Annotated in this window: 20 protein-coding genes; 4 read left to right on the top strand and 16 right to left on the bottom strand. The window is 33.5% G+C overall.

Translation table 11 applies throughout. The features are described from left to right. Both H9Q20_RS11040 and H9Q20_RS11035 read left to right on the top strand, forming a co-directional pair. Positions 1–3,084 (top strand): DNA polymerase III subunit alpha, encoded by a 3,084-nt coding sequence (locus tag H9Q20_RS11040; protein ID WP_187477724.1) that lies wholly within the window; start codon positions 1–3, stop codon positions 3,082–3,084. Positions 3,085–3,233: 149 nt separating this feature from the next. Next, positions 3,234–3,686, top strand: coding sequence for a hypothetical protein (locus tag H9Q20_RS11035; RefSeq protein WP_187477723.1), 453 nt, complete (start codon positions 3,234–3,236; stop codon positions 3,684–3,686). Here H9Q20_RS11035 and H9Q20_RS11030 read toward each other — a convergent pair. Then, a complete protein-coding gene (locus H9Q20_RS11030; protein ID WP_410369578.1) occupies positions 3,654–4,553 on the bottom strand; it encodes an IS3 family transposase in 900 nt (299 codons plus the stop codon). The two genes, H9Q20_RS11035 and H9Q20_RS11030, sit on opposite strands and share 33 nt — an antisense overlap. Before the next feature lie 20 nt (positions 4,554–4,573). Beyond that, positions 4,574–4,840, bottom strand: a complete 267-nt coding sequence (locus H9Q20_RS13395) for a transposase (protein WP_187477476.1) — start codon at positions 4,838–4,840, stop codon at positions 4,574–4,576. Between the two features lie 326 nt (positions 4,841–5,166). Here H9Q20_RS13395 and H9Q20_RS11025 point away from each other — a divergent pair, with 326 nt between their 5' ends. Beyond that, positions 5,167–5,763: a hypothetical protein gene (locus H9Q20_RS11025; protein WP_187477722.1), complete on the top strand. Its 597-nt coding sequence runs from the start codon at positions 5,167–5,169 to the stop codon at positions 5,761–5,763. A 67-nt stretch (positions 5,764–5,830) separates the two neighbouring features. Continuing rightward, positions 5,831–7,663, top strand: a complete 1,833-nt coding sequence (locus tag H9Q20_RS11020) for a hypothetical protein (protein WP_187477721.1) — start codon at positions 5,831–5,833, stop codon at positions 7,661–7,663. Between the two features lie 215 nt (positions 7,664–7,878). Here H9Q20_RS11020 and H9Q20_RS11015 read toward each other — a convergent pair whose 3' ends face one another. From H9Q20_RS11015 to H9Q20_RS10950, 14 genes are all read right to left on the bottom strand, one after another. Beyond that, positions 7,879–13,020: an Eco57I restriction-modification methylase domain-containing protein gene (locus tag H9Q20_RS11015; protein WP_187477720.1), complete on the bottom strand. Its 5,142-nt coding sequence runs from the start codon at positions 13,018–13,020 to the stop codon at positions 7,879–7,881. A gap of 2 nt (positions 13,021–13,022) precedes the next feature. Beyond that, positions 13,023–13,703 (bottom strand): hypothetical protein, encoded by a 681-nt coding sequence (locus H9Q20_RS11010; RefSeq protein ID WP_187477719.1) that lies wholly within the window; start codon positions 13,701–13,703, stop codon positions 13,023–13,025. A gap of 75 nt (positions 13,704–13,778) precedes the next feature. Continuing rightward, positions 13,779–14,669 carry a hypothetical protein gene (locus H9Q20_RS11005; protein WP_262385522.1) on the bottom strand — a complete coding sequence of 297 codons (891 nt, stop codon included), beginning with the start codon at positions 14,667–14,669 and terminating at the stop codon, positions 13,779–13,781. Beyond that, positions 14,669–16,021: a hypothetical protein gene (locus tag H9Q20_RS11000; RefSeq protein ID WP_187477718.1), complete on the bottom strand. Its 1,353-nt coding sequence runs from the start codon at positions 16,019–16,021 to the stop codon at positions 14,669–14,671. The genes H9Q20_RS11005 and H9Q20_RS11000 overlap by 1 nt, the downstream gene beginning before the upstream one ends. A gap of 21 nt (positions 16,022–16,042) precedes the next feature. After that, positions 16,043–16,741 carry a hypothetical protein gene (locus tag H9Q20_RS10995; protein WP_187477717.1) on the bottom strand — a complete coding sequence of 233 codons (699 nt, stop codon included), beginning with the start codon at positions 16,739–16,741 and terminating at the stop codon, positions 16,043–16,045. Positions 16,742–16,754: 13 nt separating this feature from the next. Further along, a complete protein-coding gene (locus H9Q20_RS10990) occupies positions 16,755–17,612 on the bottom strand; it encodes a M23 family metallopeptidase (protein ID WP_262385521.1) in 858 nt (285 codons plus the stop codon). Positions 17,613–17,628: 16 nt separating this feature from the next. Beyond that, positions 17,629–19,617, bottom strand: a complete 1,989-nt coding sequence (locus tag H9Q20_RS10985; protein ID WP_187477716.1) for a type IV secretory system conjugative DNA transfer family protein — start codon at positions 19,615–19,617, stop codon at positions 17,629–17,631. A gap of 45 nt (positions 19,618–19,662) precedes the next feature. Then, complete coding sequence (gene traN / locus H9Q20_RS10980) at positions 19,663–20,529, bottom strand: conjugative transposon protein TraN (protein WP_187477715.1); 867 nt, start codon at positions 20,527–20,529, stop codon at positions 19,663–19,665. 5 nt (positions 20,530–20,534) lie between these two features. Continuing rightward, positions 20,535–21,746: a conjugative transposon protein TraM gene (traM, locus tag H9Q20_RS10975; protein ID WP_029296697.1), complete on the bottom strand. Its 1,212-nt coding sequence runs from the start codon at positions 21,744–21,746 to the stop codon at positions 20,535–20,537. Next, a complete protein-coding gene (locus H9Q20_RS10970; protein ID WP_002981125.1) occupies positions 21,736–22,089 on the bottom strand; it encodes a hypothetical protein in 354 nt (117 codons plus the stop codon). The genes traM and H9Q20_RS10970 overlap by 11 nt, the downstream gene beginning before the upstream one ends. Before the next feature lies 1 nt (position 22,090). Then, positions 22,091–22,705, bottom strand: coding sequence for a conjugative transposon protein TraK (gene traK / locus H9Q20_RS10965; protein WP_002981126.1), 615 nt, complete (start codon positions 22,703–22,705; stop codon positions 22,091–22,093). A 21-nt stretch (positions 22,706–22,726) separates the two neighbouring features. Further along, positions 22,727–23,827, bottom strand: a complete 1,101-nt coding sequence (locus H9Q20_RS10960) for a hypothetical protein (RefSeq protein ID WP_262385520.1) — start codon at positions 23,825–23,827, stop codon at positions 22,727–22,729. Positions 23,828–23,963: 136 nt separating this feature from the next. Then, a complete protein-coding gene (locus H9Q20_RS10955) occupies positions 23,964–24,791 on the bottom strand; it encodes a hypothetical protein (protein ID WP_187477713.1) in 828 nt (275 codons plus the stop codon). Positions 24,792–24,795: 4 nt separating this feature from the next. Next, complete coding sequence (locus H9Q20_RS10950; RefSeq protein WP_002981129.1) at positions 24,796–25,461, bottom strand: hypothetical protein; 666 nt, start codon at positions 25,459–25,461, stop codon at positions 24,796–24,798.

Raw genomic sequence — 25,461 nt, 5'->3', positions numbered from 1 at the left:
ATGTTTCTGAATTGTCATACTTATCATAGCTTACGTTATGGGACTATTTCTGTTGAAGATTTGGTTCAACTTGCTGTTGCATATAAGCTGAAAGTTTTGGCATTAACGGATATAAATACTGTAACAGGAATTTATCAGTTTTATAAATTGTGTCAGGCAGAGAATATCAAACCGATTGTCGGAGTTGATGTAAGGGTTGAAAATGAGCAATATTATATATGTCTCGCAAAAAATCCTAAAGGCATTGCAGAAGTTAACAGATTGTTGACCGATTATAATTGTGAAGGTGTTGAAATACCAAAATCAAACCCTTCAATAGAAAATTGTTTTGTGATTTATTCTTTACAAAATATCCCCAAAAAACTATTGGATCACGAGTTTATTGGAATAAGAGAAGATGAATTAAATCTGTTGATAAATTCTGAATTAAAATCATTAATTCATAAAATGATCATCTTGCATCCGATAACTTTTAAAACTGAAGAGGAATACGAACTTCATAAAGTATTACGAGCAATTGATGGTAATATTCTTTTTACTAAACTGATTGAAAAAGATTATTGTAGAAAAAATGAGTCTTTTATTGGTAAAAAAAAACTCTTGAATCAATTCGAACATTATCCTGAAATTATTGAAAATACTAAATATGTAGTCAATGAATGTAGTTTTGATTTTGAATTTAAAACCCCGAAGAACAAAAAGCATTATACTGACAGTAGGGAGAATGATTTTAAATTACTATCCCAGCTGGCATATGAAGGTTTGACTCGAAGATATTCTTATAGTAACAAGCAGGCTGTTGAAAGAGTTGAAAAAGAACTGGCTGTGATTGACCAACTGAATTTTTGTGGTTATTTTCTGATTACTTGGGATATTATTCAATACAGTAATAGTATGGGGTTTATGCACGTTGGCAGAGGAAGCGGCGCTAACAGTATTATAGCTTATTGTCTAGGAATTTCAGATATATGTCCTCTTGAGCTGGACTTGTATTTTGAACGTTTTCTTAACCTTAACCGTAAATCACCTCCCGATTTTGATATAGACTGGAGTTGGAAAAACAGGGATACCATTTTGGAATATATCTTTGATAAATATGGAAAAGACCACGTGGCTTTTTGCGGAACTAATGTAGAATTTAAAAGAAAATCAAGATTCAGAGAACTGGGAAAAGTATTTGGTCTGCCTAAAGATGAGCTGGATCAACTTTCAAAACAAACTAAAGAACAACACAACCAGAATTCAATCGTTCATCAGGAGATTTATAAATTTGAGCAACTACTGGTAGGCTTTCCTAATCAAAGAAGTATGCACTCCTGCGGAATTCTGATTTCTGAAGAACCCATCACCAATTACTCTGCACTAGAGTTTCCACCAAAAGAATTTCCCATTGTACAATTCGATATGCATACTGCAGAAGATATCGGTTTAGAGAAGTTTGATATTCTTTCGCAAAGAGGGCTAGGTACAATTAAGGACACAGTAAATTTAATTGAAGAAAAAAGAGGAATCATTGTAGATATTGAAGATACCAGAATCTCAAAAAATGAAATCAAATGCAATGAATATCTAAGCATTGGAAAAACCATAGGCTGTTTTTATATTGAATCACCAGCAATGCGTGGGCTTTTAAGAAGACTGAAATGTGACAATTATAAAGTACTTGTCGCCGCTTCATCAATTATACGTCCCGGAGTCGCACAGAGCGGAATGATGCGCGAGTATATCTTTCGGCACAACCATCTCGGACAATTTGAATACTTCCACGAAGTATTTGAAAAAGAATTGGGTGAAACCTATGGCATTATGGTATATCAAGAAGATGTTATCAAAATTGCAATGCACTTTGGGGGAGTTTCAGCAGCTAATGGTGATGTCTTACGAAGAGCCATGAGCGGTAAGGGACGGTCTCTTTCTGCTTTACAAAAATTAAAAGATGACTTCTTTGAATCCTGTAAGAAAAAAGGGCATCCTGAACAATTATCTCAGGAAGTTTACCGACAGATTGAATCATTTGCTGGTTATTCTTTCTGTAAAGCTCATTCTGCTTCATATGCTGTAGAAAGTTATCAAAGTCTATATTTAAAAGCATACTATCCTATTGAGTTTATGGTTTCAGCCATCAATAATGGAGGCGGATTTTACAGAACAGAAGTTTATGTTCACGAAGCGAAAATGGCTGGAGCTTCGGTTCATAATCCTTGTGTTAACCTCAGCGAATTTCATACAACAGTATATGAAACGGATGTTTATTTAGGATTAATGCATATCGAAAGACTGGAAGCATCTATAAAAATTTTTATTCCTGAAGAAAGAAAAGAAAACGGTAATTACAAATCACTGGAAGATTTTGTCAAAAGGGTCAATATTGGTATTGAAACTTTACAGATATTAATTTTTGTCGGAGCCTTCAGATTTACTGGAAAGCATAAGCACGAATTATTGATTGAAGCGAGATTTCTTTTATCTAAGAATCAATATAAAACAAAGACTATATCATTGTTCGAAGAGCCTCAAAAAAATTATGAATTGCCTGTCATTGAGAGAAATCCTTTTGAAGATGCCTTCGATGAAATTGAAATATTAGGTTTCCCAGTCTCCTACTCTATTTTTGATTTATTGAAAACTAAATACAGAGGTCATGTTTTGGTTAAAGACCTCCTGAAATATCATAAGAAGCAAGTTAAAATGTTAGCATATCTAATTTCTCGGAAGCATGTTCCAATTCGAATGAAAAATCATCCGGGTAAGAAAGATGATATGTATTTTGGAACGTGGGTTGACTCAGAAGGTCAATATTTTGATACAGCTCATTTTCCAGATAGTTTAAGAAGTTTTCCTTTCAAAGAAGGTGGCATCTACCTTTTATTGGGAATAGTTGAAGTAGATTATCATTTTCCAACTATTACTATTACAAAAATGTCAAAGATGCCACTAATCAGTGACCCCAGATACTCTATCGATGAGGATAAATCTAAAGAAGTTGAAAATAGTCTACGTGAAGATGTAAGCATGACTTTTAGAAATCCTTATCCACAAGAATATGAAATAGGTTTGCCAAGAAAAAAAATAATAATTAAATGACAATATTGACATTAGAATTCAGAAAAGTTTTTTAACAAAAGAGAAAATATTATTTTTAAAGATTAGTACAATCATAAGTTAAATAATACTTACGATTTTTACTTATCTATCTAATTTTATCTACATGAATTTTATTAAAAATATACAGAATGAATATTGAAAACATTGAAAGTGACATTAAAGCAACAAGTGAACACTTGGAATTAATGAGTAAAATTTTAACGACATACGATTGTGTTCATGCAATGCTTACAGAGCATGATGTTGAGTTGGCCGAAGATTTTAAAACTGAATTTGCAGATTTTCAATATATCCTTGTTTTAGCACAATTCGAGCTTTGTTTAGTTCTCAAAGCTATTCATTACTCTCAGAATGATCTTGAAAAAATTCATAGTATTAAAAGGGGGGGTCTAATTATTTATGAAACCAAAATAGCTCTAGACAAATTAAATCCTACTTTAAAAACTATAAAAAGTGATTTTCCTCAATTAGAGAATGAGTTTAAACAAGCGGTAAATTTGATAAAGGATGTTAGAAGAATCGTTAATGATGATGTAATCTTCCCATTCTTAGTAACACTCAAAAGTAGAGATTTTATTTAATATTTCTGTTGTTGGTGTTGAATAATTTTGTTGAAATGTGGGAAAATCTGCTGGATTAGTGTGGCTGATTTTTCCATATTTCAATAAAAAATCCCTCGGTGTGAGATATTGCAATGCACTGTGTGGTCTTTCGTTGTTGTATTTCCACATCCATATTTCTGCGTAATTTCTCATTTGTTTCACGCTTTCAAACAAATATACATCCAAAAACTCTGTTCTAAATGTTCTATTAAACCGCTCAATAAGAGAGTTTTGAGTAGGTTTTCCCGGTTGGATAAAATGCAACTCAATTTCGTGATATTGACACCAAGTTTTTAATTTTTCTGAAATAAATTCCGGTCCGTTATCCACTCGTATTTTGTCCGGTTTCCCTCGCCATTCGATGAGTTCTTCCAGCTTGGTAATTACTTTTGCAGAAGGCAAACTCGTATCAATACTTATTTGTAAAATTTCTCTGTTAAAATCATCTATAATGTTCAAACTTCTCACGCTTTTGCCGTTTTCCAAAGTGTCATGCATGAAATCCATACTCCATGTTACATTTGGATAGATCGGACGCAGAAGCGGCTCTTTCACTCTTGCAGGAAGCCTTTTCTTTCTCTTGCTTCTTAAATTTAGATTCATCGAAGTGTAGATTCTGTAAATCCGTTTATGATTCCACCAAAATCCCATGTTTTTCAAGCGATAACGCATTGTCCAAAATCCCCAAGTATGTTCTTGTATTGCCAACAACCGAAGTTCTTCACGGATGAGATCATCTTGAGAATCAATCCTCTTTTTATAGTACATAACCGAATAACTCAGCCCGAAACAACCGCATGCCTTCCTTATGCTTATCTTGTGGGTTTCTTTGGCATATACTACCATTTCTCGCTTTTCGGAAGGCGTTAAAGCTTTTTTTCTATAACATCTTTTAAAACAGTGTTCTCCAAAGTTAGTTCTGCGACAATTTTTTTATATTGTGACAGCTGTTTCTCAAACTCTTTGAGTTGTGCCAGTTGGTGCGTATCCATACCACCGTATTTACTTTTCCATTTGTAAAAAGTAGGTTGGCTGATACCGTAATCTCGGCAAATCTCGTTTACCGTTTTTCCTTGATTTTGTTCAGATAAGATCTTCACAATCTGAACCTCTGTAAATTTGCTCTGTTTCATATTTCCCAAAGTTAAAAACTATATTTATATTCGTTTCTGTTTTTGGGGAAGACTACAATGATATTAGAATTGTAGAGGTACGAAATAATGTATCAGCTCATATCAATCCAAACTTTTTAGAATACTATAAGAATTTTGAAATGCTTGAACTGTCCAAGGATTTAAATTTAATAACTGATATGAAGAATAAATTATATTTAATAGAAAAATTTATAAGCACAGTTAGGGCTACAAGGAGCACAAAAAATTGATAAACACATTTTTGAAAACGTATTAAAAAGATTTTATCAAATAAGTCTCGATTTCTAATTATGTATATTTGGTCAATGGATAAAGATCTTGAATATTTATATGATTTGTTCACTGCAATTAAAAGTATTGATAACGAATATTGTAACTGGCAACACAATGGAACCATTCAAAAAACCGAAAGAGTTTTTGCATACGAGCTTTATTATAAACTAAGACTTATTTCAAATCTCAAATCAGAAAAATACAAAGGAATAAAGTTCAATGGAGAAATAGGAAAAAAAACTTATGAAACCATTAGCAATCTTGGAACGCAATACACTATTGAACAGAATGATTTTAATCCTGATTTAGTTTTACATAAAAGCCAAATTGACCGCTTATCAGAAAACCAAAAACTTATAGTCGAAATTAAAACTAAGAGCCAGCCAGATGAAATGGTTGCTAAGGATATTATCAAACTCAACCACGGTATTGAATTTCTTAATTTTCAGTTTGCCATTTTTATATCTGTAAATACGAACGTCGATCGAACTTTTACAAAAATTAAAAATATTTTTAACATACATACATTCTCAGATGATGAAGTTACTAATTCCAAATCTATTATTATTGCAAACTATAATAATTGCGAGCTTACCACAGCTACTTTATATAAAATATTAACAACTTAAAACATTAATAAAATATATTTTTCAGAAGAGTGTTCAATTATGTATATTAGTATCATAAACTAAAATCATGAACAAGGAAGAGGAAAAAAAATGCTCTATTAAGGATCTTTTTATTCAGTACAAGAACCACTTATTTTATAAAATATATCAAATCATACATTTTGACTTTAAAAGTGTGATTTATATTGATTTGAAAACACTTTGCATATTTTTATTGGTGATTGCGATAAATATGCTCTGTAATCTTACAAATATTGGATTTCCAAAAGAATTCCCCCCGATTTCTATATGCATAGAAATTTTAGAAACATTAGTCCGTTCAATAGTAGTATTGCTAAGTATTATATTTTCATTTACATTGCTTTCCTTTCAGATCTTCAACAAATATTTTGGAAGATTTGCTTTTACAGATTTTTTCAGAAGAAAGCATCTTAAGGTAATGTTTACACTTTTCATTCTTAATGTTTCATTTTTAATATACACAATCTCTTACCTAAAATCTTGTGTTGAACCAAATATTTTTCCTGTATACGGAAAAGTTCTATTTATTGAGGGTATTCTATTTTCAATAATACTTATCTTAAGCATTTTTCCGGTAATGATTAATTTGCTGTCTTCATCTCAAAGCAGACATAATATTAAAGCTATGTTTGACTCCGTTGACAAAACCAGCTTTGCTTCTTATCGATTTTTTGATGATAATATTGACGATGATGAGTATGAAAACAATACATTCAAAGTTATTACTGAAATTGGACTAACAGCAATTAAAGAATTTGATCATACAACATTTGAGATTGTACTTAGAAGCATTAATAAGAAAGCCATATCTGTTTTTAAAAGTAATGAAGACGCAAGTGATAAACTCCAATTGTATGCAAATTTCACCGATAATTTGAAAGATTTTTTCTCTTTTGCTGTAAAAGAAAAAAATAATTCTGCACAACAAAGGATTATACAGACACGTTGGGTTTTAGAAGATGAAGGTATGAAGCATGATTTTCTGAAGTATAATAGTCCGCATTATAAAGGAATTGACTTTATTACTGATATAGAAATTTACTTTAATAGAGCTGTGCAAAATAATGAAGATTTTATAGCAGCAGAAATCGTAGATACTTTCATCGATTATTTCGCTACTGTCATTAGAAAAATTTTACCCGCTACTTTTAGATATAATTATGACCATCCATATAGTAACAGCGAGGATGTAAATACCATTTTTAGTTATTATAGACTGATTGATTTACTAACAACACAAGCTGCGGCAACTAAAAAAATGCCTGTATTAAAAAATCTTTCAAATCTATTTATGACATTAGATACAGTAATTGTTGAAAGTACAAACACCACCGATACCAAGCGATACTTACTCCAGATAAATAATCTTCAAAAAGAAAAGTTGCTTAAAAACATTGTTGAGAATGCACAAATAAAAAACATTGAATCACCTTATTTTCCATTTGGTATAGGAAATACACAAGAACTGCATAAGCTCAAGTCTTCCGTGATATTGAAAGCGGAGTTGAAGATGATTGATTATCTTTTCAGCAAGAGGCTGCTAAATAACTATATTTTGAATGATTTAAAAACTGCAGCTTTTATAATAATCGAAAATTTTTCTGAGGACACAGCTACAGGAAAAGTTTTCTTAAATTTAATTGTGGATAAGTTTGATCATATTAGAGGACTAATCACTAAAACCTCAAGCAATGAAGATAAAGACCTTTATATCAATCTTCATATTTTTCTTGGCTATATCATTAGCAAATATACTTTAACAGGTATAAATTATGAGATGGATGAAAAAATCAGGGATATTATGAATAGATTTCCACATTTAGATGACTTTAAAGAAGAACTTAAAGCAAATGGCTTTATACAAAACACGGGTTTGTAGTTTCTATTTCTAAGAAAAAATGAATAGTTGCGTAGTTGAAAGTCTACCTTTAAACTATTTTTTACTTGAACAAGAGCGGGATTTTTCCCGCTCACAAAAAAATATCTTCATAATAAAATAATTGCCATTACTGATTTTTACCGCATAAACTATTCTTTATTAACAACTTTCTGGAATCTAGTTTTTTAACGTTACTTCACTTCAACAAATTTAAACTATCTTCTCCTAAATATAGTATTACTTTGTAACTTCAAATTATTTTTATTTTTGATTTGTTGGTCATTCATAATATTTGTAACGTCATTTTTTTTAACACTCTTTAAAAATAAACTCGAATTTTCCTCTGACCTTTCTTTTACATTATCTACACTTTGATTCAGCCTCAACTTTTCTTCTTTTTCTCTCTTATACTGAACAATTAAATTTTCTTGAATACTAGGAAGTTCTTCTATTTTTTTATCTAATTCAGCAATTTTTTCTTCGGTTGTTAAGGATTGAACTTCTATTTCTGCAACATTGATTCCTTTTTCAGCTAATAATTCTACTGTTTTTTGAACCTCACCTTTAGCCAAGTCTATAGTTTTCTGATAAGATGGAAGTTGATTTTTCCAATAGTCAGTATTTCCATCAACATTTTTAGAATAGCCAAGGATTCTGTTATATGAATCTTCGGCTTTAGTAACCATCTCTTTGACTTTTAGAAAGTCATTGTGTTTTCTGAGTACAAATGCAATATCTGCAAGATGCTTGTTCTTTTCAATTTCAATTCTTTTCTTTAAAAGTTCTATTTCGATATTTGCTCTCGTTTCTGGATCAGTAATAATAGAGGTTTTGAGTTCCTGAGTACTTATATCAGACACATCTAATACGTTTGCACCTTTCTTCATCGCTTCTAAATATCTTGCCTGTTTAGATTGTAGCTTTTGCAGCATAAACACATCGATACTATCATTAGTGAGCATAAAGTTGATTCTCACGTTTTCAAACTTGTTGCCCTGTCTCCAAGCACGACCTTCAACTTGTCTCAAGGTTGTAAAATTATAGGGAAGAGAAAGCATATACAGATCGGTCGTATTTTCCTGAAGGTTCATTCCTTCCTGAATGGCTTCACTGCCAATGATGATTTTAATTTTTCCGGAATTAAAATCATCTTGAATTTTCAATCTGTTGGGTTTGCTCGTTACTCCTGTAATCACACCCACCTCTTCTGGTTTATAACCAACTTCGATTACAAGATAATCTTTCATTTTTTGAAATTCCGACACCGCTAATTCAGAATAAATGATCTGGCCTGCATCGGGAATATCATTTCTATTCTGCCGTATCAGATTCATTGTATCAATAAGCTTTGGAGAATTTTCAATAAATTCTTTTACTGATGGTAATTCTCCATCATAATATGGTGACAGATAGGGAGAAATTGCAATAAGCCTAGCATTGAGTATGTGAGTTAAGATTGCTCCCTTTTGAGTTTCTTCAAAATTTTCTTTCAGTAAATCATACTGTTCTTGAGTTAAGTCATTCTGTTCAATTTTATACTCTTTATTGATTTTCGTAGGACGGATTAGTTCAGGGTTATCCTCTTCACCTTTTATATCAATAAACTCAGATAAAAGCTGTTGAAACAAGGAATTATTTTTAAACCTCCGAACATTGGCCTTGAACTTCACATCTCCCCTAGCATCAATCTCCATATCAGTATCAGCCTCCATAAAGGTTTCAAAGAAGTTATTGACATTAAAGTAACCTGATTCTTCCAACCGCTTATTGCCAATCAATGAGAGAATTGAATAATATTCAAGTGGTTTATTGGTAAAAGGCGTTGCTGAAAGTAACGTAACATTTCTGCCATCGTACTTATCCTGTATATATTGCGAAGCCATCCAAGTATTGATGCCAAGTTTGGAAGTCTGTTGATTTTGACTTCTAAAATCTGATGCAAATCTTCGATCCTCAATTCTAACTTTTCCTACAATATGATTGGCGTTGTGAACTTCATCAAAAGTCAGATGATCAAAGCCAAAATCTTCCCAGTCATAGATTTTCCCTCGTTTCATTTTGCCCTCTAGCTCCCTCTCTTTTTCTAATTCTATCTGAAAATCTCGCTCGCTGATGGAGTTCACACTTCTTAGTTCACTCTCCGAGATATAAGAAAACTTTGCGGCTAAATCTTGAGTGATATTTTCTGAAAAACCAATATTATTAAAACCTTCATAAGTAACTATAGTGATTTCTCCATCTCTGTTATCAAATTTGGACAGATCATAATCCTTTCCTAGATTACCTAGCACATTTAGTTTTGCATTCGGAACAGTTTCAAAAATTGTTTCCACCCATTGTTTTAAAATACTGTCGTTGGGTACAACAATCAAAGGTTTTTTAGCATTTCCACGCTCCATAGCTTCGTGCATTGACAATATTCCGGAAAGCGTTTTTCCAAAACCAACTTCGTGCGCCAATAAACCAACTCCTTTTGTTGTCAATCTGCCTATTCCCGCTTTCTGAACTTCACTCAATCTAAGTTCTACACCTTTAAAGTTCTGAAAGATTTTAGAAAACAATGGAAATTTAGAATAATCCGGAACGTAAATGCTATTGAAATTTCTATTAAATTCTTTTACAAAACGGTCTCTCAATTCATCTGACAATTCTTCACGAATGAATTTTTGAAACAGATCATTAGCTGCAGCTTTACGCCTTTCACGAACCAAAGCATTTCGTTCCTTGTCACTTCCAGTAACTGTTTCATTATCTACGAAACTTTTGACCTCCCAAGCTGAAGAACCTGCAAACGCATCACTTGATAAGTCTCCTACAAAATCTTTAAACTTTTCTGCAAGATTGTAATCTACAATTACAGTTTCGACCAGTTTTGAATTTGGGTTATATTTCTCTTTTTCTACTTGACCAAGTGCAAACTTGTGTACAAATTCGTGATTGGGACTAATGGATATGTCATCCAAAGATTTAGGAATTGGTACAACACTAAGAAGCAGATTCATTTGCTTATCATACTGATCTTCTGTTCCGCCAACAGCATACTTATCAGCAAAATCTTTTTCCAACTGCTCCAGCTTCGCATAAATATTTCCTTCTGCGTAATAAAAATCGTGCATCCATTTTCCATCAATGAAATTGGCAAATTGATAGTGTTTACCATAATTATTCAAAGTCCCATCATAATTGGTATCACGAAAAGCTTCAATTTGTTCTTTGGAAATCGATGAACTGTTTTGAAGAGAAGTATTAACGACTTCATCTGACTTGGAAAACAGATATTTTAAAATCCCTTTCTTGATTTCCGGTTTTGTCTGAGTTTTATATTCTGAGTCTTTCCTTTTTTGAGTTTGAATTATTTTTTCGGATTTATCAAAAACCTCCTTTAGCTCTTTGGAATTAAATGATTGAGCATCTTTTTCTATCTGTTCTTTGAGCTTGGAATATTTCTCAATTTCTTTGACAATAGCCGGAGATTTAAATTTGATTTCCTTTAAGGTTGAAAGAACTTCAGTGATTTTGTCTGTAACATCATTCAATGCTACTCCGCTTTCGGTTTCGTTATCTACTTCCGTTTTGTCATTGACTATATTTTTGTTTTCTGGTTCAATATTCACTGGAATAAAATCTTCAAACAGATTTCCAATTCTTTCTGTCACATTTTTGGTCTGGAGCTGGTTCAGAATATGTAAAGCATTATCCAAATTGCCGTGGACATATTGCTCCATTCTTCCAAAACGATTGCTTTTTTCTCGAATTTCCCCTAAGATATTTTCTGGGTTCTTTTCAAAATATTCAGATATATCCTGAGTGATTTTTAGCGATGATTTTTTCAGGATAATAATGTCTGTTCCAATCTGAGTTCCGGCAAAAGCTCCAGATGGTAATCTGTAGGCGTTCATAATCTCGGCATTTTCTAACTTCTTCTGCCTGTTGAGCCAACCTGAAGGAAGTACCATTGCCAAAACACCATTTGATTTCAAAGAATCTAAAGAACGTTTGACAAAATAATCTTCGTACTTACTAATTTTGGGTTCTTCTCCTAATCCTTTGTACAGACCTCGGTGTTCTCCATAAGGCGGATTACCGATAACCAAATCATACTTGTCAGTATAGTCATTTGCATCAGTTTTTTGACCTTTTTCATTAATAAATTCAGTTTCGAAAGAACGCAGGTTGATGTCAGCCTCTGGATGGAAAATTTTAGCTATTTTAGATGTTGTCTCATTGATCTCAAAAGCTGTTACATTGATTTTTAAAGAAAGGTCTTTTAGTGCATAAAGAAAGCTTCCGGTTCCAACGCTTGGCTCTAGAACTGAAATCTCTTTTTGATTTTTGAATTGGTCTTTTATAAGATTGCGAATTGCCTCCACAATCTTTGAATCCGTGTAATATTCATCAAGGATTCCACGCCCTTCCTTAGCTGTACCACCACTTTTGTATAGATTGCAAATATTTTTTAGATCGTCAGAGATCTCAACATTTGGATGTAAAGCAACTCTTTTGTCCTCGGAAACAAAACAAGCTGCAGAAACCACTTCCGCAACTTGTTCATTGGTCAGTTTTTGACCTTTATATTTTGAAATAAGAGAATTTAATTCCTCAATATTCTTGGAATCATCTACTCTTCTTTCGCTTCTGTCGGATACAATTCTCCCGGATAAGATTCCGTCCAAGACATCTTTTTTTCCTTCATTTTCTTCAACATTTTCAGGTTGTGCTCTGTCAACGGATTCTCTTCTTGCGTTTCCAAGATCGCTCCGTTCTGACTTTTCAAGTCCATTTCCAGCATTGTTGCTGCCCAAAGTTTGTCCTCCTGAGTGATCTCCGTTTTGTTCGGATTCGCTTCTTTGGAGAGACTCTCCAGAATTTCGTCCAGAAAATTCGGATCCCAAGTGCTGAGTGTCGGAAATTCTTTTTGGTTTAATGATAACTTCTGCATCTTCTGAATTTTTTGGTTCAACTAAATTAATATTTTTATTTTGAAGATTAAATTTGTTTTGTAGATATTCATTCAGATTCTTATTTGCGCTTTGGGAGACCTCATACATACTTCGGATATCTTTAATATTTTTCTCTTTAAATTCCAGAAGAATTTTAAGCGTTGCAGCATCTCCTATTCTGCTCCCTCCCAAACATAAAAATATTTTCCCATCAAAATCTTTAAATCGATTTAGAAATTTATTCGTGTTGCTTGCAGAATTAAGCGTAATGAGGGTTCTGTTATTATCTTGATTATTTAATTTCAATAATTCGAAAAATGATAGAGTATCAGTTTCCTTTTCAAATACAACAAGCTCGTTCTTGCTTCCCTTGATAACAGAAATATCATCTTTAAAATTTGAAGAATCCAATGACATACTCAATTGTTTTTTCTGCTTGTTACGAAGTTATTAAACTCAAATAATTCTTTTGCCTGATCATCCCAGCTTTTTCTTGGTAACAGCTGAAGGGTTACGAAAATATCGGTCTTCTTATTGTAAGAATCAATTCGCTCTAACCTTCCGCGGTAGTCTTTTTCGGCGTGTCTATAAAAAGAATAGGGTAAAATAGTATCTGTAGGATAAATGTAAAAACGAGTATAATTCCAGGGAGAGTTGATCTCAAAGCGTTTAAATTTTTTATTGAATAATACAGTATCAGACAAATTTCTTCTGTTTCTGTAGTTGTGAATCCAATCCTTTGAATATATAGCACCGACTTTTTTGTCCCAAACCGATAGTGGTTTTTGTTTTTGAGAAATTTCTGAAAATATGATATTATTCTCCGATTGACCTATCTGAAAGTACAATGAATCTTTAATGTAGTAAGCTTGTTTATTGATGTCAGGAAACGAAGTTTCGGGAACCAATTCTATCAAATGATTTTGAGAATAGTTTATTTTTGATAAATGAAAACTTTCCATTTGGTCCAAACCTTTCGAAGCATCAAAATAGACATTGGAAATAAGATCAATTCCTCCACTTTCAGAAACGATTTCCTTGTGACAAGAACTTACTGTAAATAGAATTGCATTAAGTAGAAATATTAATTTTAGTTTCATTTCAATTGGGTTTATAAAAAAGCGGCAAATCTTATAGACTTACCGCTTCCGATGGTATTATGGTAAGTAAAATTTTTATCTTTTAATACTTTGTTCCCTAACATTGGCTTTATCGTGCTTGTTATCTTGTTCCAAGCCCTCTAAAGGTTTGTTGGTATTAAGCCTGTTCATCTCGTTATCGTAAAGTTTAAGATTTCTATTTTGTGGATCCAGAACTGCTTTTCCTTCTATGACCTGATCATTTTCTTTGAATTTTACTTTTAATACATTTCCTTTTTCAAGAGATTTTATGGCGCTTTCTTTCCATTCAGGTTTGTCAAATACGAGATTAGATTTGTCAACAATCTTAGCCGTATCTACACCATAGTTTTTGTAGAAATTCTGGAAGTAATAATTTCCTTTCTCAGTCTTTGGTTCGTTGAAATTAAATTGAACAAAAGCTGGTTCTACTTGTTGACTCTTTGGATTAAGAAACTCAATTTTGACACTGCGTCCCTCCAATAGATTAATTGCTTCTTTTGCGGTGAATGAACTCTCCTTACTGATTGGAAAATTATGAGAGATTTCTTCATTCTTGTTATTAGTCAATTTTGCATTGTAGGAATTAAGAAAAACACCTCCGCTTTCACTTTTATTGAATTTCAAAGTAAAATCAACCTTATTTTCAGGTAAGGTTTTATCTGAGCTGGTCTTAATTTCAAACTCTTGTTTTTTTGAATTAATGCCTTTTTCTAAATCTTTGTGAAGTTTTTCATCTTCCCCAAAACCGAGATATTTCACTTGGTCTTTAAGATATTTTACTTGGTCAAAGTCTTGATGTGTTTCCATAATGTGTGGGTTTTGATTGTTAATATTTTTTATTTGTTTCGCCAAAGCATAATAGTAATCGAGTGAATTGGGATTCTCATCTCCGTACGCATCATAGACTATATCGTCTACTTTTTTCGCGAGCTCGAAAGTCTTCATTAAAGTTTCATATTTGACCCCCCCATATTAGAATCAAATTCATTACTCAAAGCATTGAGATAAGTTTCTGAAGAGAAGTACAACATTACTTCCCCTGAATCATAGAAAGTAATTTTTCCAATTATGTCCTGAATTGATTCATTCTGAAAAAGTTCCAAACTTTCAATTTTCTCTAAAACATATACATCTGTCAACGTTTCAATATTTGATGATTCATTGGAAATCAGACCAAGATATTTTTCGAGTGAAATATTGTTTTCTTTAGTGTATTCATCTAACATCTTATTAAAAGCTTCTACCGATCCGTCATTGCCTATGTTTGACTCCGCACGATTTCCTTTTTGTAAATCATTGTACATTTGTACAAATTTTAAATAGGATTCAATCTTCCTTAAAGATTCGATTTTCCTTTCTGCTTCTTCAATAATTTCATCTTTTATAAATGTTCCTTCAGAAAGTTTTCTTGTACTCGTTAAAAGCAAATCTCTGGTCTGATGAAATATTTTAATCGCCAAAATATTAAGTCTACCACCTTCATTAATTCGTTGGGAATATCCGGATCGATAATTATTGAAATACCAATAAAGATTTTCAATACCTGGTTGTATAAACATCAGCCTAAAGTCATCTTCCTCCAAATCATCGGTTAAACCATTATAATCATAATCAGCCGGCAGTAAATAAAATATATCATCTGATATAGTATTATGGATTAATTCGAAAATCTTCTTTTCTTGCCAATTCAGAGAAAATTTAATGTCACTTTGAATTTCGTCTTGAGATAAAAAAAAATTTTCTGAATTTCGAACATCGCCTATTTCATTTGTAAGATCTGATTTTTCTATGTTGGACTGAGAAGCATACATTTCATATTTTCTATAATGATCAGCTTGTTTTTCATCAATTTGTGTATTGGTCATTCCCAAACTTAAATCTGTTCTTTTCTCCAATTCTTTTGCCCAAGAATCTGAAAGAAATTTTTGTTTGGACGCTTCGTCACTAATAGTTACTTCATTAAAGGCAGTGTTATCTTGTACGAGTAAAAACCTATCATCGATTCTCTGTTTATCAACAAATCTTACAGCTTCACCAAAGCTTTTGAAATTTGTTTTAATCAAAGCTTTACTATCTGAATTAAAAATGGAATTCACAGTAAAAGCAGATGATTGAATTATTTGACTTTCTCTGGATTTATAGATTTGCATAAATCTTTTTTCCTGATTAGATAACCTTCTTTCTCCATCTCTAAAAAAAATTTCGGGAGCTGTATTTTTTATTTCTTTTTCAAAATCTTTGTAAGCTTTGGTTTTTGGAGTAATCACTCTGTCGAACCAGGATAATTTATTCTCCACATTTTTTAATTATTTGAGATTTTATCTTCTGAAGCCTCTTCTTTTATCCTGTTCCTCAGATTGTTCTTCCTGCTCTTCCCAGTTTCTGTTGGCATCTTCATACATATCCCTATCATTCACATTTAGCTGAATATTCGAATTGTCACTTTTGGAAATTGATTTTTGGTTTTTAGAAATGGTATTGACAGAATTAATTTCTCTGGAAACGATATTCATATCATTCTTGATTTCCTTAGCTATTTCAGGGTACTGATCTATCTTATCTTGTAAATAATTTTTCAGTTTTAGTAGTTCAGTTTTATAGTTGGTCAATTCTTGAGGGTCTTTTTTATCAGCAATGATAGCAGTTAGCTCTGTTGCATTTTTGATAAAATCAAACTCAACTGTTTTTCCTGTCTCACTATCATAGATAAAAGCCTTTTTTTCAAAAGAAGGATTTATATTTGAAAGCTCTTTGATGTTGGTATATTGAACTTTCTCTTTGCTATTTTCAAGAAGTGTAGCTAGGCTTTTATCCCGTTCAAGAAAGATGACTTTCAGTTTAGTATTATCTTCTGTAAGCTGAAAAGTAGCTCTATTCTTATCATTGTCGGCAACGATGGTATATCCTTGAAGAAATTTCTGAATATCATCTTCGCTTAGTTTTTTGGAGAATGTAAGGTCATCATTGATGATTCCAAAATTTTTAAGTTCGTCCGTCGGTAAATTGTGATTTTGCATAATTTTTAGAAGTTTAATGTTGGATGTATGAGTTTCTTACTGTTTCATAAGAATTGGCAATTAAATTATTGGCATTAATAAGGTCATTTAGAAACCGAATGGGATTAATGTATTTTCCGTTTTCTGTCACTGAAAAATGAAGATGCGCTCCGGTAGAATTTCCGGTATTCCCACTTTTTGCAATTATGAATCCTGCTTTTACCAATTGTCCGGCTTTATAATAGATTTCTGAAAGATGGAGATATGAGGTTGCAAATGAATCAGAATGTTTGATTTTTATATAATTCCCTCCTCCGCCAGAATCCCAACCCGCTGCAATTACAACTCCGTCTAAAACGGCATATACATTTTCATAGTTGGCTTTAAAATCTGCTCCGTTGTGCATTTTAGTAGCTCCGAAAATAGGATGAACACGCCTTCCAAAAGGAGAAGTAACCATCATCCTGTTATTAAGTGGCATACTTATTTTTGAGATAGATTCCTCTTCATCAATGAAATCAAATTTTTTAATAGGCTTTTCCGTATTCGGTTTCTCCACATATGCTGATTGTTTTTTATACTTCAGAAAGAGCGAGTCTTTATCCATTTCTGAGTCTGTTTTACTTAACTCAATTCTAGATACATTGTAGCGAAGCATTAATGTCTTCAAAGAATCAATCTCCTTTTTCAGATTTTTCTTAGTTGGGACATTGAAAAGTTTGTTAATTATGCTTTTTTGCTCCTTTTCTATTTTGCTGGCAGATTGCTTCTGAAGACTTTGTTGTTCATTAAGAATTTCGTTGGATGCAACCTTTTTAGGAGTCAGTGTATTGAACTGGGTAAAAACCAACGAATAGCAACCTAAAAACAGCACTGTTATTATATTTTTCATTGCTGATCCCATTGCATTAATCTTTAATATTTTCATTAACAATAAGCTCCACCTCTCGATTGATTTTTCTGAAGTTGGTCATCAAGACTTCTTCTTTTCTATTGACACCTTTTTTGTCTATAAATGAATAGTAGCTAGGCATCTCTACATAGTTTTGTTCCTCCTCCTTAATAGCTTTCATATCAAGATTGATTTTTCCTCTTATTGCAGAAGTTTTATATTCCTCAGTACTATTCTCTTCTCCTTGCGCAATCATTCCAACCATTTCACCGGTTTTAAGTGCAGCAATTTTTCCTGCAGGAATCATAAAGTCCATTTTTTCATTGATGCTTGTCGATGTTCCTTGTTGCGAAATAGATTGGGAGTAAGACTTCTGCTTGATTTTTCCGAACAATTTCTCAAGCCAGTCCAAGGTATTTTTATCTCTTACAGAACCGGAAAGAATATTTCCGACAATCGCTGAAATTGTATCTGCGACTTCCTTTTTGTAAAACTGTCGAAGCTGTGGAATTTCCTGAAGCCCTAATAAAACAGCTATCTTGTTACTTCTTGCTGTTGCGATCACATTATCAATTTTATGAATGTAGATTGTTGGAAACTCATCACCAACGACTCCACCAGGTAAATTATGTTTGGAATTGATTAAGCGTAAAGTCCTATTAAGTATTGACGAATACAAGGCTGAGTTAATATCTTGTGTACTCGGATCGGATGCTAAAATCAGAATTGAAGGATTTTCTCTATCCGTTATTTTCAGCTCAACTTCATCTCCTGAGAATACCCAAAAACTTTCCTTGGTAGCTAAACGCGAAAGGAATATTTTTAAAGTTCCAATTTGCCCTTCCAACTGGTCAAAAGCTTTGTTGTCATAAGCCGTTTTGAATGGTGAAAGCAAAGAAAGAATTTCTTCATTGGTAAAAAGTGTATCAAAGATTTCTTTATAGCTGCGGTTCATAAAGGATAAAATATGTGGCAGGTCTGAATATTTACCACTTTCCAGTGTGGCAAAAAAGTAGATACAAGATGAAAGAAAGTTGATTGCCGACTGGGTAAAGAAAGCTTCGGAACCACCTCCGGAACTTGCTCCTCCTTTTTGTAATGAAGAAACCATTGATTCTGCCATTTCCTGCGCTTCAGCTAAGGTTTGGATATATTTCTTGTGAAATGGATTGACTCTTCTTGATTTTTCTACTTCATTCAGATTGATAATATGAAAACTGTAGTTATAATCTGACTCTTTACTTTTTTTCAATAAGTAATGATAATAGGCAATTTGTGCCAGATCAGGAAACTTAAAATCGTAAATACAAAGACAAAAACCTTTGGCAATCATCTGTCGAATGGAAGGATTAATAACCCCAAACGACTTTCCAGAACCAGGTACTCCGATTACGATAGTTCCTCTAAAAGGATCTATATTGATATAGCCTTTGTAGGTTTTGTTATTGTACCTGAAAACATACGGGATATTGATTGAAGTATCAGTATTTACCAGCTCTTTGTTTTGATCAAAAGATTCTTCTTCAACGTTCCACCGATCTTTTCCCATTTTCTGCTGCATCAGCTTTGAAATACTGTCTGCTCCCATCTGAAGGATAACCGCTCCTAAAAAAGAAAGAACTGCATAAATGAGTTGATACAAATTAAGCCCTGGAAAGATATGCGGGAGTTCTCTATTTCCAGCTTCACTTTGCCAGATAAGCGATGAGAAAATCATCAATAATCCTAATACCATTGGAATTCCAATCTCCGTATAGATATTGAGGTCTTTCTTTTTCTGAGCTTTTGTTCCAATAGCAACTAATCCAATTAAAATGACCGTTGCAAATTTTGCATTGATTGGAGGATAGATAAAACTCATATTAGAGAAATTCTTCAATAAATTGGAAACTACAGGAACATTAGCGTTAAGGTAAAACAGCGAAGCACAATCCAATGCAACCACAGCATAGACCACCTTTTGCAGGAATCCGTAGATTTTGATTTGATGTTGTTGCTCTTGCATAATAATTTATTATTGTTTCATTTAAATTGGAAGCGGAACTTCCGCCTAGAAAGTATCAGCTTTTAGAATGTCAGAATAATTAACTTTCATTTCAATGGTTCTACCCGACAGCTGTTCTTCAATCAACCTTATCATCATTACTTTAGAATTCGGGTAAGTGAACTTTTTGAACACATAAATATTTCTGAAATTCTTCTTGAAATGTTTTTGAGGATTCAACTGAAAAAGTGGCGTCATCTCAATGCTCTGGTTATTGGTAGCTTTATGAATTTTTTTATCTTCAATAGAAAATTTTAACGCCTCAATATCATAGCTCAGATTAGAATTGTTTTTAAAGGTCATATCGAGGAAAATGTAATCGCTAATGACATAAACATTGTTGAGCTGGAAGCTCAGTTTAAGATTTTTCTCTTCTCTGATGGGGTCGGTTTCAGATTTTTTCTGAATGATTTCCATTGCAAATCTTCTGAGCTCAAGATTAGAGAATACCATTTTATCAAATTCAATGGGCTGCATCGCTTCTGGCTGAATATGTATATTGGTAATTGTATTTAAGTTTTCAGAATGTCTGTAAACCGCTTTATACTGTGCAATAAAAGATTGTCCCACAACTGTAACAATTCCAACTTGATCTCCATTAAAAAAGATGTTGGACTTCTTTTTTTTATCTTTTTCTTCAGATGTTTGACTGTCTGTAATTTTGATTCTTGCAATATTGGTCGTCGGTAAATCTCCTGTCAGTTTTTCTGTAGACAGATCAACGTACTGGATAGGTTCCGGAGAAATAATATGCAGATTGACTCCCTCTGTGATTTCTATTTCTGGCAGGTCAGAAATAATTTGTTCTTTTGTTGCTGTCTGTGCATTGAGTGTAACAGTAAATAGTAAAAGTGTATATAAAAATGATTTCATTGCTTTTAAGGTTTTGGTTGGTTTTGTGACTCTTTCAATTGTTTTTCGTCAATCAGAAATACATAAGAGTTGTATTTCAATTTGGCTTTGTTGGTTTTAATGAGATTCGCAATCGATTTGGAGGTGGACGTAAATAATTTGGAACCAATGGTGGTAAAAAATCCTTCTCCTCCCATATCCATCTGTGTTCCTTGCACAGAATTGCTTCCCATTTCACGGATCATATCTCTAAAAACACTTTGTGGAACATACAATCCTTTCATACCATCAACATCGTAGATAGATAGGTTGATTGGAAAGATCTCTCCCTTAGCAAATACCGAAATGATTTTCAAGTCAACTCGCTGCATTGTAAATCCAGAAATCTGACCATATAAAATGGAACCTTTACTGATCTTTCTGTTTCCAACAAAGATGTCTTCCAGCAACCTGAATCTAATCCTGCTTCCTAAAAATCCTTTGTTGTTTTCATCGATAACAGCCTTGATAAAACTATTTTCCTTGTCTTTATAAATGGCGTTGAAGTCATTATTGATACCAGACTTACTGACGTTGAAAGTAGAGTTAAGGAACTCGTCCATCTTTTCTTTATTGGCTTTTAACTTTTGTTCAGCCGCCAGCTTGCTTTGATACTCGGGATCTCTTGCTTTCTCTAAAGAATCCATCACCAGCATTTGCTGCTTTAGATATTTTACAGGATCTTGCTGTGTATTTTGTTCTTTTGTTTTAGGCTTTATAATCTGAATATTATCTTCTGCTTTTCCGTAGGATTTGTCATTTAGCATTTTAATAATCTCAGTTGATCTTTTATAGTCCTGATCTTCTTTACCCTGCTTAGGATCATAATAGGATGATGGATTTCCTGTGGTCTCATATTGACTCTGCCTTGAATTGACAGCTTTTAAAGAATCAATCCTTCTTTTCTGAGCTAACGACAATTGGTCGTCATAGCTTAGCAGACTATCCTGTTCCTTGTCCAATCCTCCAAGCATTGTTCTGTTATCCTCCTTTTTAAAGAATGCATCATACGCATCATTTTTGGTCATAATGGAATCCTGAGATTCACCAAGTGACATAGAAAGCTCTTTCGGTTTGTCTGCAGGTTTATCTTCTTTCATAAATTGAGCACCTACATATGCAAAAAGACAAACGAACGGCAGAGCAAGGAGTGGCAGAACATATTTCTTTTCTTTAAAGTTGATTTTATTAATGTCCATTTTTTAAGTGTTGGTATTGGTTAAACAGATATTCTATTCTAAGGCTGTCATCTTTCCGTAGTTTTTGCTGATCTCTTTTTACTTTGAGTGACTGGAGTTCAACCACTATTTTTTTCATTTCCTTATCATTACTTTTTAAAGTATTTTGACCTACCGAACTTTTGGAATAAAGCACAGGAGGCTTGATTTTAAATGTCATATCAGAAGGAAAGAATATTCCTTGCACAATTGATATGATGAAGGAAACTGATAGGAAAGCCATCGAATACATAAAAAATTCCTTAGGGTTTTTGACTGTCCAGGCAAACCATTTCTGCCCAATCTTTTTAACAAAAGCATTCATTTTAATAAGAGTTTTTATTTTGGTTAGACAGTTCTTCGTTATTGATGATCCGCCAGTTTTTAAGAAGAACACCGTGCGGATTGTTGGGACTTCGTATAATGTCATCAAAGAAACCTTCAGTAAATAATTTTCGGGTAATGACAGAAGATTTTCTGGTGATCATCTGTTTTCCGAAATACTGGAATTTCTTGTTTTCCATATTCAGAGTAATAGAATCAGTATGAATGCTGACCATTGAGCTGGAAGCAACGATCTGATTGTAAAATCCCTTTTCCCTTAGATTGGTGTATTCTTTTTTTCCACTATCATCAATGAGGTATAATGATTTTTGGATATTTTCCTTGATATAGGAGTCGTCAGGAGCCAGCGTAAAAAATAATCTGTGGAATAATTCGATCTGGGCTTTATATTCCACAGGTCTGTTCAGAAGCACATCGGTCTGCTTGGCAAGTACCGGAACTCCGTTATCAAGAATATAAATTGACTTTCTTGAATCCTGAATCATTTTGTAGGCAAATAAAAACCCTGCAATAATGATAAAGACAGCAAATACAATCGCTCCCAATGAAACCACCTTGTTGATCTTAATTCTTTGTTCTATATTTTTTATAAGCATTCTCGAATTTTTTTAGTCTGATTACTTTTTATTTTTCATTGCATCATTTACCCTCCCTGATGCAGAAGCAGCCGCCGCAGACTTCACTGCGGATGCTCCGCCTGTCTTGACCGCCAAAACCGCTGTTTTTGCACCGCTTGCAATTCTGCCTGCTGCACTTTTCATTTTGGTCATCGCCCCTGCTCCACCTGCAGTAACAATTGTGTCGGCAATGGTTGGAGTCATCAGAACTCCAATGCCTGTGACGATATAAGCCACACAGGTAAAGAGTTGATTGTAGATCATTCCGGAATTTGACACGTAAACCATTAAAGCATCCAAATTGGTAATAGTTCCATTGGTTAAAAGCGTATCATATCGTTCAATCTCCATTGTATAGCCTGATGCGATCAGCTGTTGTCCAATATTGATAATAGTATAGGCAACAAAAGTGTACAGGTTGATATTGATGAATTTTGAAACCCAGCTGTACAAAGAGTTTTCAAATCCCGGAATCAGTGACATTCCCACTGCAATAGGGCCAAGAATTATTAATATATATGCCCATATTTTTTGGATAAAGAAGATGAGATAAACACAAATTCTTAGTATGGATAAACATATAAACTCAATGACTTCTGCCACTAATTTTTGTAATTGAAACTCCATTCGGATCTGCCATTCCTTGATAGGTTGTAACAGTTTATCAATGCCTTCGCTGATGTCATACCACGAATCGTCCGCATCCTCGCTGGTATTATTGATTACTTCCTGCTTGGCATCCTCTTCAGCATTTAACCTGATGACTGCATTCAACAATTGCTGTTGTTTTTTGAACCTTTCAATTCTCAAATCGTTTACTTCAGATTCGATGTCACTAAAGATGGCTATCCCCGGTTCTGCAAGTGCTTCGAATGGTGCTTGCAACATATTGACAAATCCCATCCAATAAATCAATGTAAACCCGATCAGAATAGGTTTGAGCATCGGGGTAATTTCCCATTCGCGATCTCCGGCTGCCATCTGCCATCCCATGTAACCGAGATACATCAAAGCACCTAACCCACCTATTGCTCTTCCAACCAATGCTGAACCTTGTGCACTGTCCTGTACACTATTGTCCAGTTTAGTGAAGACTTCCATAAACCATTTTTCAAAGGCACCGTCACCTTTTAAAAACTGTAACAGATTACTGTAATCACTATCGGTCTGGGCAAAGCCCATTATTGGTAATCCTATTGCAAAAAGACAAAAAAAGTATGTCAATTTTCTATTCATATTAGTATCTGTGTTTGTATTGCTGCATCACATTTTGAACAATCTGTCTATCTGAAGTAGCTGTCCATTGCGTCGGTAAAGCTGTGGGTAAATGGCTATTCAGTATATTTCTGTAATCCAGCAGGAGTGTCGTTTTGTTATTATGCTTTCTTAATTCCTGCACAAAATTTCTCCATTTGATAAGCGTTTCGTGGTACATTACAAACCTCTTTCCTCTTGGCATATCCATTGAGCGGGACATCGAATACTTTTCTTTAAGGAGATCCAGCTCTTCCTGAAGTCTTTTTAATGTGCCAGTCGTATTGAGCGTTTCATACGTCTGCTGATCTTTCAGTCTCCATTCAATAAAATTCTGTGGTGTGTCTGGAAACTCTGTGATGGGTTTCAGCATTCGCTTGTAGTATAAAAGCCAGAGCGGGTCTGCATCGACCGTAGCAGAAGTCCAATGGGCAAGATCCTGAACACTTCTCTTATAAATTGTATCGGAAGCAGCTTTGATCTTCTTCGCTTCTTCTTCCTGAAATTTCAGTTGAGCAAATCGTATATTCTGTTCTCCGGTTGGTTTCAGAGGTCTTATATCATCACCATCTTTATAATCCCTGTTAATTTTAGGAGCCCACATTCCCCAAACTGTTGCATAAGCAAAATTGGTTTGAATACCCAGAAAATATTTAGGATAAGGACGCCAATCACCCCAGCTTTCAAAAGTCATCCTTTTATGCTGCGCAACAATTGCAGGGTCATTCAATCTTTTCACACTTTGTCCAAAGCCATTTACCGCAACTAGTAGTAAGAGAAAAAGTTTTCCTTTTTTAAGTAGATTTTCCATAGTTTTAGTTGAATAGGTGTTTGTATTTTTGAATAATATCACCGACAATCGCCTTATCGACATTGAGGTAATTTCTTAGTACAGGGACTTGGAACAGATATGGGATTTTCTTGGCATTCTCTAATCGTAAAATGATATAAAGGATATTCCCATTGATATTTCTTACCCTTGTAAAAACTTTCTCAATCAGCATTTCTCTGTCCATTGCATCCATCAGGAAATCTTTGTCTTCGTTCAAGACATCTTGGGTAACTTCCTGTTGGAGTTTAATAACCTGTTTACCAATTTCAGTATAGTACTTTGAAACTAGAACTGCATATTCAGGATGTTGTGCCGACAGATCCAGCATCTTATTGGAATTGGTAGCAATCTTTCCTAAATACTGATACAGATAGATTAATTTCTTGCTTTGTGTAAGCGCTGAATTGACATTTTTAAGCTGCTGATAGATGTATTCCTGAATCGCAATAATTTGAGTTGTCTTGTTGTTGATTTCGTCATACAGCTCCTTTTGTTTTTCATAGGAATCCAAAAAAGCCTGCTCACTTGCCAGTCGAACACCGTGATTAAGCGTGATTTGTGATAACAGTTTATCATTGATAACAATCTGCTGGCTTTTTACTAAAATACTAGATAACGCAACGACTCCAAGTATTAATATTTTTTTCAT

This window comes from Amniculibacterium sp. G2-70, from assembly GCF_014353055.1.
Lineage (GTDB): Bacteria > Bacteroidota > Bacteroidia > Flavobacteriales > Weeksellaceae > Amniculibacterium > Amniculibacterium aquaticum.
Note: the sequence above shows the minus strand (reverse complement) of the source record. Positions and strands in the feature narration are given on the sequence as shown.